This window comes from Enterobacter sp. N18-03635, assembly GCF_004006055.1.
Classification (GTDB): domain Bacteria; phylum Pseudomonadota; class Gammaproteobacteria; order Enterobacterales; family Enterobacteriaceae; genus Enterobacter; species Enterobacter vonholyi.
In genome coordinates this window covers 35,481-52,828 of the sequence record NZ_CP034769.1, presented here as the reverse complement: position 1 = coordinate 52,828, position 17,348 = coordinate 35,481, and the positions used below count along the sequence as shown (strand labels likewise).

Annotated in this window: 18 protein-coding genes; 8 read left to right on the top strand and 10 right to left on the bottom strand. The window is 54.7% G+C overall.

Going from position 1 to position 17,348, the window contains the following annotated elements; translation table 11 throughout:
* Positions 1 to 6 precede the first annotated feature (6 nt).
* The 5 genes from ELK40_RS00980 to ELK40_RS00960 all read right to left on the bottom strand — a co-directional run bounded on the left by ELK40_RS00980 (position 7) and on the right by ELK40_RS00960 (position 5,135).
* Complete coding sequence (locus tag ELK40_RS00980) at positions 7 to 1,704, bottom strand: ShlB/FhaC/HecB family hemolysin secretion/activation protein (RefSeq protein WP_244599395.1); 1,698 nt, start codon at positions 1,702 to 1,704, stop codon at positions 7 to 9.
* A gap of 183 nt (positions 1,705 to 1,887) precedes the next feature.
* The gene (locus ELK40_RS00975; protein WP_127729054.1) at positions 1,888 to 2,841 is read right to left on the bottom strand and encodes a helix-turn-helix domain-containing protein; all 954 of its coding nucleotides are present in this window, start codon (positions 2,839 to 2,841) and stop codon (positions 1,888 to 1,890) included.
* Positions 2,842 to 2,867: 26 nt separating this feature from the next.
* On the bottom strand, positions 2,868 to 3,647 hold the full coding sequence (locus tag ELK40_RS00970) for an MBL fold metallo-hydrolase (RefSeq protein ID WP_127729052.1): 780 nt from the start codon (positions 3,645 to 3,647) through the stop codon (positions 2,868 to 2,870).
* Positions 3,648 to 3,768: 121 nt separating this feature from the next.
* Positions 3,769 to 4,569, bottom strand: coding sequence for a lipoprotein NlpA (gene nlpA / locus ELK40_RS00965; RefSeq protein WP_008500128.1), 801 nt, complete (start codon positions 4,567 to 4,569; stop codon positions 3,769 to 3,771).
* 146 nt (positions 4,570 to 4,715) lie between these two features.
* Entirely contained in the window at positions 4,716 to 5,135 is a 420-nt protein-coding gene (locus ELK40_RS00960; protein WP_127729050.1) for a GNAT family N-acetyltransferase, read from the bottom strand.
* 141 nt (positions 5,136 to 5,276) lie between these two features.
* Between ELK40_RS00960 and ELK40_RS00955 the strand changes: the two genes are divergently transcribed.
* On the top strand, positions 5,277 to 5,573 hold the full coding sequence (locus ELK40_RS00955) for a YicS family protein (protein WP_127729048.1): 297 nt from the start codon (positions 5,277 to 5,279) through the stop codon (positions 5,571 to 5,573).
* A 48-nt stretch (positions 5,574 to 5,621) separates the two neighbouring features.
* Here the strand turns inward: ELK40_RS00955 and ELK40_RS00950 are convergent, their stop codons facing one another.
* The gene (locus ELK40_RS00950; RefSeq protein WP_115876739.1) at positions 5,622 to 6,572 is read right to left on the bottom strand and encodes a LacI family DNA-binding transcriptional regulator; all 951 of its coding nucleotides are present in this window, start codon (positions 6,570 to 6,572) and stop codon (positions 5,622 to 5,624) included.
* A gap of 293 nt (positions 6,573 to 6,865) precedes the next feature.
* Here ELK40_RS00950 and ELK40_RS00945 point away from each other — a divergent pair, with 293 nt between their 5' ends.
* The 6 genes from ELK40_RS00945 to ELK40_RS00920 all read left to right on the top strand — a co-directional run bounded on the left by ELK40_RS00945 (position 6,866) and on the right by ELK40_RS00920 (position 12,777).
* On the top strand, positions 6,866 to 7,180 hold the full coding sequence (locus tag ELK40_RS00945; RefSeq protein ID WP_032644367.1) for a PTS sugar transporter subunit IIB: 315 nt from the start codon (positions 6,866 to 6,868) through the stop codon (positions 7,178 to 7,180).
* A gap of 11 nt (positions 7,181 to 7,191) precedes the next feature.
* Positions 7,192 to 8,517: a PTS sugar transporter subunit IIC gene (locus tag ELK40_RS00940; protein WP_023309840.1), complete on the top strand. Its 1,326-nt coding sequence runs from the start codon at positions 7,192 to 7,194 to the stop codon at positions 8,515 to 8,517.
* A gap of 17 nt (positions 8,518 to 8,534) precedes the next feature.
* Entirely contained in the window at positions 8,535 to 9,914 is a 1,380-nt protein-coding gene (locus ELK40_RS00935; protein WP_127729046.1) for a glycoside hydrolase family 1 protein, read from the top strand.
* Positions 9,915 to 9,916: 2 nt separating this feature from the next.
* The gene (locus tag ELK40_RS00930) at positions 9,917 to 10,219 is read left to right on the top strand and encodes a PTS lactose/cellobiose transporter subunit IIA (RefSeq protein WP_029741865.1); all 303 of its coding nucleotides are present in this window, start codon (positions 9,917 to 9,919) and stop codon (positions 10,217 to 10,219) included.
* Between the two features lie 138 nt (positions 10,220 to 10,357).
* Positions 10,358 to 11,737, top strand: a complete 1,380-nt coding sequence (locus ELK40_RS00925; RefSeq protein WP_047649991.1) for a carbohydrate porin — start codon at positions 10,358 to 10,360, stop codon at positions 11,735 to 11,737.
* A 134-nt stretch (positions 11,738 to 11,871) separates the two neighbouring features.
* Positions 11,872 to 12,777, top strand: coding sequence for a DMT family transporter (locus ELK40_RS00920; protein WP_127729044.1), 906 nt, complete (start codon positions 11,872 to 11,874; stop codon positions 12,775 to 12,777).
* Between the two features lies 1 nt (position 12,778).
* Here ELK40_RS00920 and ELK40_RS00915 read toward each other — a convergent pair whose 3' ends face one another.
* The 3 genes from ELK40_RS00915 to nepI are packed head-to-tail and all read right to left on the bottom strand — an operon-like array spanning position 12,779 to position 14,539.
* A complete protein-coding gene (locus ELK40_RS00915; RefSeq protein WP_041911701.1) occupies positions 12,779 to 13,045 on the bottom strand; it encodes a Txe/YoeB family addiction module toxin in 267 nt (88 codons plus the stop codon).
* Positions 13,020 to 13,292: a type II toxin-antitoxin system prevent-host-death family antitoxin gene (locus ELK40_RS00910; RefSeq protein WP_041911702.1), complete on the bottom strand. Its 273-nt coding sequence runs from the start codon at positions 13,290 to 13,292 to the stop codon at positions 13,020 to 13,022. The genes ELK40_RS00915 and ELK40_RS00910 overlap by 26 nt, the downstream gene beginning before the upstream one ends.
* Positions 13,293 to 13,348: 56 nt before the next feature.
* Positions 13,349 to 14,539, bottom strand: coding sequence for a purine ribonucleoside efflux pump NepI (gene nepI / locus ELK40_RS00905; RefSeq protein ID WP_127729042.1), 1,191 nt, complete (start codon positions 14,537 to 14,539; stop codon positions 13,349 to 13,351).
* 207 nt (positions 14,540 to 14,746) lie between these two features.
* On the opposite strand from nepI, the gene ELK40_RS00900 reads away from it, so the two are divergent.
* Positions 14,747 to 15,745 carry an aldo/keto reductase gene (locus ELK40_RS00900; protein ID WP_127729040.1) on the top strand — a complete coding sequence of 333 codons (999 nt, stop codon included), beginning with the start codon at positions 14,747 to 14,749 and terminating at the stop codon, positions 15,743 to 15,745.
* A 91-nt stretch (positions 15,746 to 15,836) separates the two neighbouring features.
* Here the strand turns inward: ELK40_RS00900 and ELK40_RS00895 are convergent, their stop codons facing one another.
* Positions 15,837 to 17,057: an MFS transporter gene (locus ELK40_RS00895; protein WP_127729038.1), complete on the bottom strand. Its 1,221-nt coding sequence runs from the start codon at positions 17,055 to 17,057 to the stop codon at positions 15,837 to 15,839.
* Positions 17,058 to 17,348 lie beyond the last annotated feature (291 nt).

The following is a 17,348-nucleotide window of genomic DNA, read 5'->3' as shown; positions in this document are numbered from 1 at the left end:
AGTCTCTTAAAGCATGAAGGCAATGCGCCAGTTAACGCTCACATGATCCGGGCCGAGCCAGTCGGGGTAGTGCAGGGGCGTACCGACCGAAATCTGGCTGCTGTACCAGCGCCCTGCGCTGCTCAGCCCCACCGAGCCTCCCCATAACGTGCCGGAGGCAAAGCGGTCCTGACGGTCTTTTTCCAGCCAGCCGCCGTCAACGGCGACCGTTGCGCTCACTGCGCCAATCACCGGAAGGGTGAAGAGGGAGTACCCCAGCTCGTTACGCCAGTAGCCGCCGTTATCCCCGGACAGGTACTGCTCTTTAAAACCGCGCACGGAGCTTTCGCCGCCGAGCGTCAGGCGCTCAGAGCCGTACAGCCGGTCGGGCGACCACTGGCCGTAGGCGCTGGTCAGCCACCAGGCATTACGGGTAATCGGCCGCTGGAAGCTGGCGTTCAGACTCCATTTACGGAATTCCGCGCGCGGCACATCCCCGGACTTATCTTCGTCGGTTTCGGCACTGAACCACGGCATGCCGTGGCTCCAGGTCGGGTTGAAGGTCGCCACGCCGCCCAGCATTTTTTGCGTGTGCGTAATGCCCAGAATCAGGCTGGAGAGGTTGCGCGTGCTGCTCTGAAGCGGCGCGTCGTTGAGCCAGTTGCGGCTGGAGCGCTGAACCACGCCAGCCGCAATGCCGGTTTTCACCTCCCCGTTGCGGAAGACCACCCAGGACGCGTTAAGGCGGTGGGTTTTGGTATCGCCCGTGGAGAGCCAGTTGAATCCCTGGTTACTGATGGTGGTCCGGTAGTTACTCCAGGCGTAGCTGTAGTCCAGCAGGCCGTAGCCAAACGGCACGCTGACGCCCGCCTGGAAATTCTGCGCATCGTACGCGCTGGCAAAATCGCTGCTGCGCCCGCCGCTGACAAACCATTTATCCGCCAGCCCAAGCATATTATTGGCGGTGAGCACGCCACTCAGCTGATCTTCGCCGGTACTTTTCTGCCCGCTATTATCCAGGCTTACCGATGCACTTAAGGGAAATTCCGGTTTTGCCGTGAGGTTAACGATGGAATATCCGGGCTGCGTTCCCGGAAGAATTTCAATCTGAACCGGTTCGGCACGCAAACGGTTAATTTGCTCCATGCCCTGTTCGATGTCGCGTAAATTAAGGATGCCGCCGACCCGTCCCGGAAACGCCATTTTCAGCATGTGCGGCGTTTCGCCTTCCAGACGGATCGCTTCCAGCCGTCCTTCCAGCACCACAATATTCAGCAGACCGCCGGAGAGATCCTGCTCGGTAAGAAAAGCGCGGCTGGTGATATATCCCCGGCTGATATACCAGTCAGAAATATGGGCGAGAAGCTCCGTTATTTTCGCCATATCCAGACAGCGGCCCTGCCACGGCGCAACAAGGGCCTGCCGGGTTTTCGGGGAGATTAGGGTCACACCGGAAAGGGTAATGGTATGAATGGTGAAGCAGGGCCCGGCGCCGGTAGCCGGCAGCGGTCTGGCGGGCGCGGGACGAGGAATACTCCGCTCCAGCTCCTCACGCTGTTGCTGGTTCTGTAATAAAAGCTGCTGCTGTTGCTGCTGGATGGAATCGCGATCGGCTGGAGACAACGGAGCAGCGTTAACGCTCGCTGAAAAAAGCGTAACCGATAAGATAAAAATAATATAATTTGCTAATGAAATTATTCTCTTTTTTATTTTATTGCTATTCATCCATGCCACAAAATTTATTCGCAATTAATATTTTCAAAATATAAGAGCATTCTTAATGCGAGTATATCTAATTTGCGTTAGGGCTCATCAAATAAAATATTTTTTTAGAAAAATGAGAGGTCGATTAAGAAAAAATAATAAATTATTTAACTAAGCCTTAAATCTTGAGTTAGCCCAAATAAACTAGCTGTGAAGACGAAAGGTTTTTCTCCATTCCGCAGGGCTCACCCCAAAACGCGCCTTAAACTGCTGTCGCCAGGTGACGGCGGAATTAAATCCCACCAGCTCAGCCACGCGCTCAATCGGCATATTTCCGGCTTCAAGCAGGATCTGGCTGCGCCGCAGGCGTTCGGCGGTCAGCCAGTCGGCGACGCTCATCCCCGTAGCGTTAACAAAATGGCGGGTCAGGGTGCGGCGGCTCATTGAGACGACCTCCGCCAGCGAGTCCAGACTATGTGGTTCGGTGATGTGCTGCTGAAGATAGTCGATCAGGCAGTTAATGCGTCCGTCGCGGGTATCTTTGGGTACCGGCTGGGCGATGAACTGCGCCTGACCGCCCTCGCGGTGGGGCGGTACAATCATCCGGCGGGCAATCTGGTTGGCGACCACGCTGCCAAAGCGCTGGCGAATGATATACAGGCAGCAGTCCAGCGCGGCGGCAGTCCCGGCAGAGGTAATGATATTGCCGTCATCCACGTAAAGGGCATTAATATCCAGCCGAACGTTCGGGAAGAGGGACTGAAACTGACGTTCGAACTCCCAGTGGGTGGCCGCACGCTTACCGTCGAGAAGCCCCGCCCAGGCCAACACAAACGACCCCAGACACAGCCCGACGATTTCCGCGCCGTTGTCTCTCGCCTGCACCAGGCTGTCGAGCAGCGACTGCGGCGGGCGTTCAAGAACGTGCTGCCAGTAGGGAACGACAACAATATCGGCCTGCCCAATGGCGGTAAAATCCTGCGTGGCGTTGAGGGCAAATCCGTCTTTTGAGGTGAGGAACCCCGGCGTTTCGGCGCAGATCGTCACGTTAAAGCGCTTTTCTCCGGAGACCGAGTCGCCAAACAGAATGCAGGGAACGGAGTAGTGGAACGGGCTGAACCCGTCTACCGCGACAATCGCGACGTTGACTAGCGGCATTTGTCTCTCCTTTCCCTTTTAGATACTCAGAATATAACGGTTTCGCCATCCTGGGGAATGCTCACTGCGTCACTCACCTGGTTGGCTTCAACGTACTCACGCAGCGCGCTGCGGGTTAACAGGCAGTGGTTAATGGCTTCCATATGGCTCGCCAGAATTTTGGCCTGCGGCAGCAGGAAATGGACGTTGAGCACGTCCTCCTGCCCCATAATAATGGGCCCAAAGCCAATGACGTGAGCATAGCCGGCGTTCAGCACCACCACGTCCGGCTGATGCTTTTGCAGATCGGCCGCCACTTCGTCACGCCAGACGGTATCCCCGGCAATGTAGAGCGTCTTCTCATCAGGATGACGGAGCACCACGCCACAGGCCTCGCCCAGCCGCTCCGCCAGTTCGGGCACGGCATATGCGCGATCGGTCCCGTGCTGCCCGCCGTGGGTTTTCGTAATCTGAATATCGCCGAAGAAGGTCGCGTCGGTCATGACCGTCAGGTTGCTAAACCCCTGGCTGCGCAGCAGCGCGGCGTCACGCTCGTTTTGCACGTAGATCGGCTTATCTTTGGCGATCAGCTCTGCCGCGGCGCGATCCCAGTGATCGTCATGAGTATGGGTGACGATCACCGCGTCGGCGTCCAGCAGCGTGTTGACGTCAACGGGGAGCTCGACAGTCGGATTACGGCGTTCGGCATACGCAGTGCCGGGAAAGCCCGGGTAAGCCCCCTTAGGGGCCAGCATCGGGTCGATTAAAAGACGTTTTCCGGCGTAGGTAATCAGCTGGGTGGCGTTGCGAATGTGGGTAATGTTCATGGGCTATCCTCCGGTTGGTGTGATAAGGAGGATAGCCAGCCGTCTCAGCTGACGCTGTGGGTTAAAGGGCGATTACCGATGGAATCGGGCCAATTTAAGCAACCCTTTTTCCATTAGATTGTTACCAGCCCGGCACCGCCCCGCCGTTAAAGATCGTCTCCGCCGCTTTCGCCACTTCAGGCGACTGATACGACTGGATAAATTCCTTCACGTTCTCGGCGTCTTTGTTGTCTTCGCGCGTCACAACGATGTTCACGTACGGCGAGTTTTTGTCTTCGATAAAGACGCTGTCATGCACCGGCGACAGCCCGGTTTGCTGGATATAGGTAGTACTGATGATGGCGACATCGACTTTCGGGTCGTCCAGCACGCGCGGCAGCTGCGCCCCTTCGAGCTCCATGATTTTCAGCTGTTTAGGGTTGGCGGTAATATCCAGCGCCGTTGGCAGCAGCCCGGTGTCCGGCTTCAGGGTGATGAGCTTCTCTTTTTGCAACAGCAGCAGCGCGCGGCCCAGGTTTGTAGGGTCGTTTGGAATGGCAATGGTCGCTCCGTCCTTCAGGTCAGAGACGGATTTGATTTTGCGGGAATAGCCGGCCATCGGGAAAACAAAGGTGTTCGCCACGGCCACCAGCTTGTAGCCATGCGCCTTGTTATCCTCTGCAAGGAACGGGCGATGCTGGAAGACGTTGGCATCCAGTTCCCCCTGGTTGGTGGCATCGTTAGGCAACAGCGAGCCGCTGAAGCCCACCAGCTCCACGTCGAGGCCATATTTCTCTTTCGCCACCTTTTTGGCGACTTCCGCCACGTCCTGCTCGGCGCCGTTGATGACGCCGACTTTAATGTGTTTGGCATCGCTGCCACTTTGATCGCACCCTGCCAGCAACAGGCCAGCCAGTACCAGAGCACCCAATCGACGTTTCACAAGACAGTTCCTTTTGCTGAATGTTGTAATGACTATATCGACAACGAGGCGGTGAAATAAAAACCGAAAAAGAATCAATAAGAAGGATAAGTTATATGCGGGTATAGCCGGGTGGCGCTGCGCTTACCCGGCCTGCGGATTCAGAGCTAAAGGGCTTTCGCCAGGTAATGTCGCTGCATGCCCGGATAAGGATAATCCTGCAAAGACATTTGCAACTGGTACCCCTGTTTTTCATAGAACGGCCGCGCCTGGAAGCTGGCGGTATCGACCAGCGCGTGCTTGCAGCCTTTGCGTCTGGCTTCCTCTTCGGCCGTTCTGATGAGCTGGCTGCCAACGCCGGATCCGCGCACGGTCTCGCTCACCCAGAGATAGTCGATATTCAGCCAGTCGCCTTTTCGCACACCGATTAACCCGCCCAGCATGGCGCCATTATCGTCACGCATGTAAACGCCAACGTCGCCGCTAAAGGTCGCCATATCCAAAAATTGCGCGTTGTAGGCACGCAGCCCCACGAATAACTCTTCTTTTTCCTGCTGCGTAACCGTATTGGTAATGCTCAGTTGCATGACGTTCTCCCTGTTTTTGTGTGCTGTTTGACTATCTCACAGATACTTTACGGAGAAAATTCATACTTTCGGCTGGCGTCGCTACACTGAATGTAACGATATATTTCATGGGAAGCCTGTGACGTCAAAAGGGGGTTGTTGATGAAAGCTGCACACCTTGTCTGCCTGCTGGTTTGTCTGCTGTTCGCCGCGTTTGTCCATGCTCAGGAAAAGGACGATCCCATGAAAGAGGCGCAAATAAAGCAGCAGGTCCTTAAAGATATTAAGAAAACCTGTACGCCACAGAAAAAGCAGAGCGATAAAGCCTGGCAGGAGATGATTTTGTCGTCCGAGGCCAATCAGCTGCTAATCAAAAATGCCATTACCGCCGTGAAGCGCGACAACCTGGATGCCTACTGGGGGGCGATTGGTCAAGTGGATTGTATGGAAGATTATTGAATGCTGCTTGCCGGGTGGCGCTACGCTTACCCGGCCTGGAAAACATGTTTAACGCTTACGCACATCCGGAATAATTAAATCTCCGCGCAGCACATACGAGCCCAGCATCTGCGTTTTCTCCGTCAGCCAGCCCACAATACGCGCCGCCATGGCATCCATGGAATATTCAATCGCCGGGATCACCGGAATACCCGGCAGGTGCAGCGATCCGGCAAGGCTAAAGACCATGATGTCGTCCGGTACCGATTTATTAAACGCCTGCAGCTGCGGGATCACCCGCTGGGCTTCCTGCTCGTCCGCCACCAGCAGCGCGTTGAAGTTCAGCGTGCTGGCGTTATTCAGCAGCTCCTGCAGCGCAACGGACGAAGACGTCGCGTCCATAAAGACCAGGTTGCGATTAAAGGGCAGGAAATTTTTCTCCAGCGCGTGCTTGTAGCCGAGCAGCACCTGGTCGGCAAAACCGCTGCCGTGGGGGTGGATCAGCGCAATCTGGCGACGCCCCTGGCTGGTGAGATAATTACAGGCAGTTTCTGCGGCAAAAGCGTGATCGAACTGGATGCTGTTGGAATTATCAGACTCCATGCAGTCGACCAGGATGACGTTGTCCATGTCGACGTCCAGCGGGAAACGGGCGCCGATCACCAGGATGTCATCACAAAGCCCGCAGGAAAGTTCTTCAAGGGCGTTCATCACTTCCGCTTTACCGTGCGCGAAACGCAGCAGCAGGTGTTTTTGATGCTGGCTGAGCTGTTTTTCCAGCGCGTACAGATAACCGGTGGTCTGGTTAATGTTTTCCTGGGCGCAAATGACCCCAATGCAGCCCGTCGACTGGCTCAGCAGCGACTGGGCAATCACGTTGGGACGATAGTTCAGCTCATCCACAGCTTTCAGAACGGCCTGACGGCTGGCTTCCTTAACGCCACGCGACCCACTCAACACTCGCGAAACCGTGGCTTTAGACACCCCGGCAAGACGTGATACATCATTGATTGTCGACATCTTTTTCCCCTGGCAGGCTTACCTCGCGCCTGCAAATTCCATCACCGCTTCGGCTCACATTATAGCCAGAACGGAGTATATCCGTTTCCGTTTTCCATGGAAACCGATTTTCCGTTTCCACTCAAAATGATGTCAAACCAGCCAAATTATGTGACGCACATCCGGTTAATTAGCCTCATAAGTATTGGATCTTGATGGCTATCACAGTTCTGCTTTTTATAAATGGAAACCGGTTTCCGTATAATGTCCAATCATCCTCGCAATAACTTTTTACATTTAGAGGATGGTTGTCGATGTTCAAGATTATGCTGTGCTGCTCTGCCGGGATGTCCACCAGCCTGCTGGTCAGCAAAATGGTCGATGTCGCGAAAGAACGTGGTTTGCCGGTGAAGATTGATGCGTACGGTGTTTCCGAATTTGATACGCAGTTTCCGCAATACCAGGTTGTCCTTCTCGGACCGCAAGTGAAATACATGTTACAGACACTCTCAGACAAGGCGGCGACGCATGGCATTCCGGTGCAGCCCATCGATATGATGGACTATGGCATGCAGCGTGGCGATAAAGTACTGGACTATGCTCTGTCGCTCATCGAAGCGGCACACTAAAAGGTGTTCACATGAGTTCGTTATATCAATCCATGGTCGCGGTGATTGAGCAGTCAATTACCCCGCTGGCCGCGAAGCTCGGCCAGCAAAAGTATGTGATTGCCATCCGCGACGGCTTTACCGCCGCGCTGCCGTTCATGATCATCGGCTCGTTTATGCTGGTGTTCATCTTCCCGCCGTTCTCGGCGGATACCACCAACAGCTTCGCCCGCGGCTGGCTGGATTTCTCCCAGACCTACCGCGAGCAGCTGATGCTGCCGTTTAACCTCAGCATGGGCGTGATGACCTTCTTCATCTCGGTGGGGATTGGGGCGAGCCTGGGGCGTCAGTTTAACCTCGACCCGGTGATGTCCGGCCTGCTGGCCTTTATGGCCTTCCTGCTGGTCGCCGCGCCGTATGCCGACGGCAAAATCTCGACCCAGTATCTCTCCGGTCAGGGCATCTTCACCGCGCTGATTACCGCGATCTACGCCACCCGCGTTTACGCGTGGCTGAAGCAGAACAACGTGACCATTCGTCTGCCGAAGGAAGTCCCGACCGGCGTGGCGCGCTCGTTTGAGATCCTGATCCCGGTGATGGTGGTGATCGGTACGCTGCACCCGCTGAACCTGTTCATTGAAGCGCAGACCGGGATGATTATCCCGCAGGCGATTATGCACCTGCTGGAGCCGCTGGTGTCCGCCTCTGACTCCCTGCCCGCCATTCTGCTCTCCGTGCTGCTGTGCCAGATCTTCTGGTTCGCCGGTATCCACGGTTCGCTGATTGTCACCGGCATCATGAACCCGTTCTGGATGGCCAACCTCTCGGCAAACCAGGCGGCACTGGCCGCAGGCGCGGCGCTGCCGCACGTCTACCTGCAGGGCTTCTGGGATCACTACCTGCTGATTGGCGGCGTCGGCTCCACCCTGCCGCTGGCGTTCCTGCTGCTGCGCAGCCGCGTTACCCACCTGCGCACCATCGGCAAAATGGGCGTGGTGCCAAGCTTCTTTAACATCAACGAACCGATTCTGTTCGGCGCGCCGATCATCATGAACCCGATGCTGTTTATCCCGTTCGTGTTCGTTCCGCTGGTCAACGCCTGTCTGGCGTACGCGGCAACCAAGCTCGGCTGGCTGGCACAGGTTGTGTCATTGACCCCATGGACTACCCCTGCACCGATCGGCGCCTCGTGGGCGGCGAACTGGGCGTTGAGCCCGGTGGTGATGTGCCTGGTCTGTATGGTGATGTCCGCGCTGATGTACCTGCCGTTCCTGCGCGCCTATGAGCGTACGCTCATCAAAAACGAAGAGCAGAAGGCCCAGGCAACCGTCGGTGCCGCTGAGACCGCCAGCAATTAAGTCAAAGAGGAAGAGTCATGAAATACGCATTTCCCGATAACTTCTGGTGGGGCAGCGCAAGCTCCGCTCTCCAGACGGAAGGGGCAAGAGAGGGGGAAACCACGTGGGACTACTGGTTTGCCCGCGAGCCGAACCGTTTTCACAACGGCGTGGGGCCACAGCAGACCTCCACGTTTTATCAGCACTGGAAAACGGACATTCAGCTGTTGAAGCAGCTGAACCACAACAGCTTTCGCACCTCGATTAGCTGGGCGCGCCTGATCCCCGACGGTATCGGTGAAGTGAATCCGGAGGCGGTTGATTTTTATAATCAGGTCATTGATGAGCTGAATGAACAGGGCATCACGCCGTTTATCACTCTGTTCCATTTCGACATGCCGATGGCGATGCAGGAAATAGGCGGCTGGGAAAACCGCAACGTGGTGGACGCGTACGCACGTTACGCGCAGATTTGCTTCGAGCTGTTCGGCGATCGCGTGCTGCACTGGTTTACCTTCAACGAACCGATCGTGCCGGTGGAAGGCGGTTATCTGTACGACTTCCACTACCCCAACGTAGTGGATTTCCGCAGGGCGGCCACCGTGGCGTATCACACGGTGCTGGCCCATGCGAAGGCGGTGCAGGCCTACCGCGCCGGGCACTACGCGGGGGAGATCGGCATCGTGTTGAACCTGACGCCGTCGTATCCGCGTTCGCAGAACCCGGCAGACGTGAAGGCGGCGCACGTTGCGGATCTGATGTTTAACCGCAGCTTCCTTGACCCGGTTCTGCGAGGCGAATACCCGGCGGATCTGGTGGCGCTCCTGAAATCTTACGACCAGCTGCCCGCCTGCAAGCCGGAAGACGGTTTCCTGATTGCAGAAGGGAAAATCGACCTGCTCGGCATTAACTACTATCAGCCGCGTCGCGTGAAGTGTCGCGACAGCGCGGTGAACCCGCAGGCGCCGTTTATGCCGGAGTGGTTCTTTGATAATTACGAGATGCCGGGCCGCAAGATGAATCCGCACCGCGGCTGGGAAATCTACGAGCCGGGTATCTACGATATTCTGATTAACCTGCGCGACAATTACGGCAACCCTCGCTGCTTTATTTCCGAAAACGGCATGGGCGTCGAAAATGAGCAGCGTTTTATTGAAAATGGTCAGATTAACGATCAATACCGCATCGAGTTTATTTCCGAACATTTAGCCTGGCTGCATAAAGGGATTAGCGAAGGGTGTAATTGTCTTGGCTACCATATGTGGACGTTTATAGATAACTGGTCGTGGTGCAACGCGTATAAAAATCGCTACGGATTTATCCAGCTCGATTTAGAGACGCAGAAACGCACCATTAAGAAAAGCGGGGAGTGGTTTGCCGCCACCGCGTTAAATAATAGTTTTGATAAAGAGTCATGATTATGATCGCATTAGAAGAAGCCGTAATGGAAATTATCGTCAATGCCGGGCAGTCCCGCAGCCTGTGCTTTGAAGCCCTGCACGCCGCGCGCCAGGGCAACATTGACGAAGCCAAAAGCCTGCTGCGCGAAGCCGACGGCTACGCGCGCCAGGCGCACAAGATGCAGACCAAACTGATCGAGCAGGATGCGGGCGAAGGCCGCCAGCCGATGACGTTAATTATGGTGCACGCGCAGGATCATTTAATGAATTCCTTATTAGCGCGTGAATTATCCGAAGAAATTATTCATTTATATCAGAGATAGCCTATGTCGAAATAAATTAATGTAACACCTCTGTACCTAAAACTAGAAATCCACTTGTTCTGATGATAGCGACATATTCTGTCAGATCGGAGCGGGATGGTTATTGTCTGAATAAAATTAAACTATATTGAGATAACCATGAATACGATTAAAAAACTTCCATTAACCATGGCGGTTATCGCCGCGCTTTGCCCAATTTCCGTGCTCGCACAGGAATTCACGCAGGAACAAATCGACGCCATTGTGGCGAAAGCGGTGGATAAAGCCCTGGCTGAACGTCAGGCCAAAATGGATGCTGCCGTCGCGAAAAAAGCGGACGTGGTGACCGAGCCGCAAAGCGCGGCGCAATCTCCGGATATGGCGATTCCGTTTGGGGTTAAATTTACCGGCTACGCCCGATACGGCGCGCACTTCCAGGCCGCCGATCAGAAATACGTGGCGGTGGACGGTTCATACAACGGCGCGTCCGCCATTGGTCGTCTGGGCAACGAAGGCAACGGCGGGGAATTCCAGCTTTCCAAGGCCTTTAAAGGCGAAAACGGCGCCATCTGGGACATCAACGTGATGATCGACCACTGGGGCGACGAAGTTAACCTGAAAAAAGCCTACGCCGGGGTGACCAATATTATGGCCTCCAACCCGAACGCCTATTTCTGGGCCGGTCGTGACTTCCACCAGCGTCCGCAGCAGGGCATCAACGATTACTTCTGGATGAACCACGACGGCCAGGGCGCCGGGGTGAAGAACTTCGACATCGGCGGCGTGCAGTTTGACGTCGCCGCCGTGGCGGCGGTGGAATCCTGTAGCCCGGAAGTGATGGAAGATGAAGCCAACCCGTCGCGCATCACCTGTACCGGCGGGTCCGGCACGGGCGACAAAGGTAACTACGCGGCCACCTCTAAAATCCACGGCATGAAGCTCGGACCGATCGACATGGAGCTTTACGCCAACTACGGCTTTGACTCCAAAGCGGTGGAGAGCGACGAACGTCTGAACGCGTGGCAGGGCGGCGTGGTGCTGAGCCACACCAACGACAGCGGCGTGAACAAGGTGATTGCCCGCTACTCCGATAACGCGGACAACAGCGTGTTCAACAAAACCGAGGATCTGACCACGGTCTACGCCAGCTTCGAAGGGCTATACAAATTCACCCAGGCCACGCAGGTGGAGTATATCCTCGCCTTCCACGACTACGACAACAGCCGCGATAAGACCGACAACCGCAAGAACTACAACGCCATCGTGCGTCCGATGCACTGGTGGAACGACGTTCACTCCACCTGGCTGGAAGCAGGCTGGCAACACGTGGATTACGACAACGGCGGCGACAACAAGGGCTGGAAGCTGACCCTGTCGCAGAACATGTCTATCGCCATGGGGCCAGAGTTCCGTCCGATGCTGCGCTTCTACGTGACCGGCGGCAAGGTGGATAACGCACGCACCGCGCGCGTGAACAACACCAAAGACGAAACGCTCGATGACTTCAACGTCGGCGCGATGTGGGAGGCGTGGTTCTAGTACAGCGCCGTTTGTTTCGCCCGGCGGCGCTGCGCTTGCACGGGCCTACAAGGTTTTGTAGGCCGGGTAAGCGTAGCGCCACCCGGAAAGATCCCATGTTATGCTAGAAAAAAACCAACATAACAGGGGAGAAAATGGGTTCTACACGTAAAGGGATGCTGAACGTCCTGATCGCCGCCGTTTTATGGGGCAGTTCCGGCGTTTGCGCGCAGTACATCATGGAGAAAAGCCACATTTCTTCGCCTTACCTGACCATGGTTCGCCTGCTGTTTACCGGCGTGATCCTGCTGACGCTCTCCTTCGTTCACGGCGACAAGATTTTCTCGGTCATCAAACATCGCAAAGACGCCCTCAGCCTGTTGTTTTTCTCGCTGGTCGGCGCGCTCACCGTGCAGCTCACCTTCCTGCTGACGATTGAAAAATCCAATGCGGCAACGGCCACTGTGCTGCAGTTTCTGTCGCCAACCATTATCGTGGCCTGGTTCGCGCTGGCGCGGAAAAAGCGCCCCGGCGTGTTTGTTTTATCCGCGATTGTGACCTCGCTGGTCGGGACGTTCCTGCTGGTCACCCACGGCGACCCGACCTCGCTCTCCATCTCGCCAGCCGCGCTGTTCTTCGGCATCGCTTCGGCGTTTGCCGCGGCGTTTTACACGACCTATCCGTCAACGCTAATTGCCCGCTATGGCACATTGCCGATTGTCGGCTGGAGTATGTTGATTGCCGGGTTAATGCTGACGCCGTTCTACGCCGGGCGCGGGACGACCTTCGTCATTGACGGCAGCCTGCTGCTGGCGTTTTTCTACCTGGTCGTGATCGGCACCGCGCTGACGTTCAGCCTGTATCTGAAAGGCGCGCAGACGATCGGCGGGCCGAAAGCGAGCATTCTGAGCTGCGCCGAGCCGCTGAGCAGCGCGCTGCTGTCGGTGATATTGCTGGGCGTGGCGTTCACCCTGCCGGACTGGCTGGGGACGCTGCTGATCGTGTCGTCGGTTGTACTGATTTCGATGGATTCAAGAAGACGGGTGAGGACATCGGCGTGATCTACGAATAATAGTGATAGCGGCACATTAAAATAGTAAGAGCGCTATCTGACACCCCGTAAACCAGACGATCGGTATCATTGATTCGACGGGACCAGTATCCGGAAAGGTTACCTTTAAGGGGTTCCGGCTTACCCAGGCCATCGAAAGGTTGACGCTTCGCATCTTCAATCAATTTATTGATTCTGCGAAGCGTTTTCTTGTCCTGCTCCTGCCACCACAGGTAATCATCCCAGCCGTTATCAGTCCAAATCAGTAGCCTGGTCATCTATCAGATCCCTCTGCGTGGTTTTTCCGGTATTTGCCTGTGCGATTGACTCCATCAGTCGGCTGGCGTTAGCAGGCGAACTCATCAGATGGATGGTTTCCATCATCGAGTTGTAGTGCTGCAGAGACATAACCACCGCGTCACCCCCGTTTCGGCGGCTGATGATGGTTGTCTCCACGTTGTCATTCACGTCGTCCAACACATCTTTGAGTCGGCTTCGTGCTTCGGTAAACGTCACAACCTGCATATTCCCTCCTGTACAAGTTACGGTACAAGTATATCGATGAAGTGACTATTTATCAATCAACGTGCTTTAACCTTGCCCGCCACCAGCAGCGCGGTCAAAAGCATCAGCGCGCCTGAAATCACCAGCGGTGACGTCAGCCCCAGGTGGTCGAGCGCCACGCCGCCAATCGCCGCGCCGCAGGTGTTTGCCAGCTGGATCACCGCCACCTGAATCGACCCGGCTTTTTCAGCCTGATCGGCAAGTGAGCGGGTGATCCACGTCGACCAGCCCACCGGCACCAGCGCAAAGGCAAAGCCCCAGATAATCGCAATGGCAGACGCGACCCACTTATCGCTACCCCACAGCACCAGCACCGCGGCGCTTGCAGCCAGCACCAGCGGCGCACCCGCCAGCGCCACTTTCAGGGAGCGCTTCAGGAACTGGGACGAAAGCGAGGTACCGACAAAGCTGGCGATACCGAAGCTCAGCAGCACCAGCGTCAGGCCGTCTACGTCAAAGCCCGCCATGGTCATAAACACCGGGCGGATATAGGTAAAGAAGGCAAACTGCCCGGCAAAGGACATAAAGATCGCGGTCATCCCCGCCAGCACGCCGGGACGCTTCAGCAGGCTAAACATGTTCTGTTTGTGGTGCGCCGCTTCGCCAGGCAGGGACGGCAGCGCCTTCCACACCCAGATAACGCAAAGCACGCCCATAACCGCCGCCGCATTAAAGACGTTACGCCAGCCGATAATCCCGCCCAGGAAGCTGCCCAGCGGCGCGGCAATCACCAGCGCGATGGAGACCGCGCCAAAGATGACGGACAGCGCTTTCGGCACGGTGCGCGCAGGCACCAGGCGCATGGTCAGCGAGGCGGACATCGCCCAGAAGCCGCCGAGCCCCAGTCCCAGACAGGCGCGGCCCAGCAGCAGCAGGGTGAAGCTTTCTGCGAAGGAGACCAGCAGGCAGGAGAGCGTCAGCAGCACGCTGAACAGAATGACCACTTTGCGACGGTCGATGGTGCCAATCACCTGGGTGATAAACAGGCTGGCAAACATCGCCACAAACGCGGTGACGGTAACGGACTGCCCCGCCACGCCTTCGGAAATGCCCAGGTCCTGCGCCATCGGTGTCAGCAGGCTCACCGGCAGAAACTCAACGGTAATCAGGCAGGCGACGCAGAACGCCACGGAGAAAACCGCCGACCAGTTGGGGCGTGAAACCTCTTTGGTCTGCGGTCTGGTCGTGGGCTGGATATGTTCTGTCATGGCGTCACCTGAAGATAAAAACGTGCGGAAAAGTCGCGCAGTTTATCATCAAAAGTGTGACGGATTTAACGATTTGACAACTTTTGTCGTTTTTAATGAGCCAGGAGGGAGAGCGTCGTCGACTGATACCTTTTCAGCATAACGAAAATGAAAATTCAGTATCCACATTTGAGGTGAAACAATCATAGCGTCTGAAAAGGAGAAACTATGAAAACACGTAACTTATCTCAAAATCTTAGTGTTAGTGCTATTGGCTTTGGTGCGATGGGGCTGAGTGAATTTTACGGGCAGACGGATGACAATGCATCACTTGAGGTGTTGCATAAGCTCATCGAACTGAACGTGACGTTCATTGATACCGCAAATCTTTATGGCCGCGGTCACAATGAAAGGCTGATCGGTCACTTTCTTGCCGGGCTGGATAAAAGCACACGCGAGCAGTTTAAAATTGCCACGAAGTGCGGTATCGATCGCTCTCCCGACGAGTCCTATGCCCGCTCCATTAATAACACACCCGACTATATCATCCGTTGCTGTAACGAATCCCTTAAGCGCCTTGGCGTTGAACGCATCGATCTCTTTTACCTTCACAGAGTGAGCAACGAAACACCGGTCGAAGAAAGCATGGATTGCCTCAGTGCGCTCGTTAAAGAAGGTAAAATTAACCATATTGGTCTTTGTGAAGTTTCAGCTTCAACGCTACGACGGGCCCATGAAGTCCATCCTGTCACCGCGCTGCAAACGGAATATTCTCTGTGGACGCGTGATATTGAAGATACCGTTCTGCCGGTCGTGAAAGAGTTGGATATCGGCCTGGTGCCTTACTCGCCTCTTGGTAGAGGCTTCCTTACTGGAAAATACCTGAACAACAGTGATTTTGCAGAGGGTGATTTTCGCAAGAATAACGAACGTTTTATTCAGTCCAGTCTTGATCATAATCGCCAGTTGCTCGATGCGATTACGCCGCTTGCGCAGAAATACGGTTGCACTTCGGGTCAAATTGCACTGGCGTGGTTGCTGGCGCAATACGATAAACTGGTTCCCATTCCGGGCACTAAGCACACCCGTTACCTGGCAGAGAATGCACACTCAGCCGACATTGTTCTGGAAAAAAGCGATATTCAATCACTGAACGATATTCGTCGAAAGATAGAGATAAAAGGTGAACGATATTCTGCAGAGGGAATGAAGGGTGTAAACGCCTGATACCTCATCATGAAATAAAAAAACCGGGTTTACCCGGTTTTTTTATCCGTTGTCAGCAATGATTATTTTTCATCCATGCCGGATGCGGGCATTAATTGGACTCATAAGATTTCTCCATCCGGGATTGTTTAGCGGTCAACGTGGCAGGGATAAACGCAATAAGCAGAACGGAAAGGCCGATGGCCGTGGCGGCGACGATATACAGGAGCGGCAGTGAAAATGATGAAACTATCCAGGCACCGACCGACGCGCCGATACCAATGGCGGTATTGAAAAATGAAACGTAGATTGCAGAGGCGGGGAAGGCTTTATCCTCTGCCATACATAAAACCCAGGTCTGGAAGCCGACAAATATTCCTGACACGGCGATACCCCAGACAATCATGCTGGTGAATATCATCGCAGCAGAGAGCGAGGAACCTGACAGACCCAGGAACAGCAGCACTGCACAGATCAGCAGTACAGACAACGAGACCGTCAGCTTGAGATACTTATCAATCAACACGCCGGTGAGGAAATTACCGGCCAGACCCGCGATGCCGTAAACAAAAAGCACAGCGGGAATAAAGGTGATGGACAGTGAACTCTGCGCATGTAGCCAGGGTTCAATATACGTAAAAGCAGCAAAGTGGGCCGTAACGGCCAGCAAGGTTGCTGAGTAAATTTTCCACAAGGTAGACGACTTTAGCACGCCTTTAAGCGCATCCAGGCCAAGCGAACTTTTGCTGGCGATCCGGGGAACAAGCACACTAATACCCACAAAGGCAATTACGCTCAGCGCGGCCATCAGCCAAAATGCCTGCCGCCAGCCGAAGTGAATACCAATATAGTTGGATACCGGCACGCCAAAAACGCTTGCTGCGGAAACGCCTCCAAATACGATTGACGTCGCCGCGCCAATATATCTGGCAGGTACGATAGCTACCGCCGCCGCGCCGATCATCGCCCAGAATGCACCGTGAGCAAGCGCACCCAGTACGCGGGCGCTAAGCAGCATGCTGTAGGTGTCTACGGTCGCGGCCATGACGTTAGAAATCAGAAGTACCACGGTGAGCACGAGTAAAAGGCGCTTCCTGGACACATTCCCTAAAAAGACGGAGGCAAACAGCGCGCTCAACGCCCCGACCCAGGCATAAAGCGATACGGTCATACCCACTGCAGATTCCGAAGACTGTAGCCCATCTGCAATTGGGGTTAATAAACCTACTGGCGCCAGTTCAGTGGTAACAATAGTAAACGTTGAAATAGCCAGAATAAATAAAGCAAGCCATGACTTTAAGGTCATTTTTTGCGGAAAACGTTCTACAGCCATAATCGCCACCTCAATATACTAATCAGTAAATTCTTTTACGAATTGGATAAATGTTGAATGTTGTTACCCACAAACGGGACACTCAATATCTTCGGGCCAACGATGATATTTCTGAGAGCCGTACTTAGTTTCCACGCGATACTTTAGAACAGAGAAATCCTTTTAATAAAAATAAGAAAAAAACAGAAATTAATTTATCAACTCAGTGCATAAGTGGAATTATTAAATTTGTAATATACTTTTTGTATTACTATTAAATTGGGTTTTTCTTCATAGCGTTACCGTGTAATA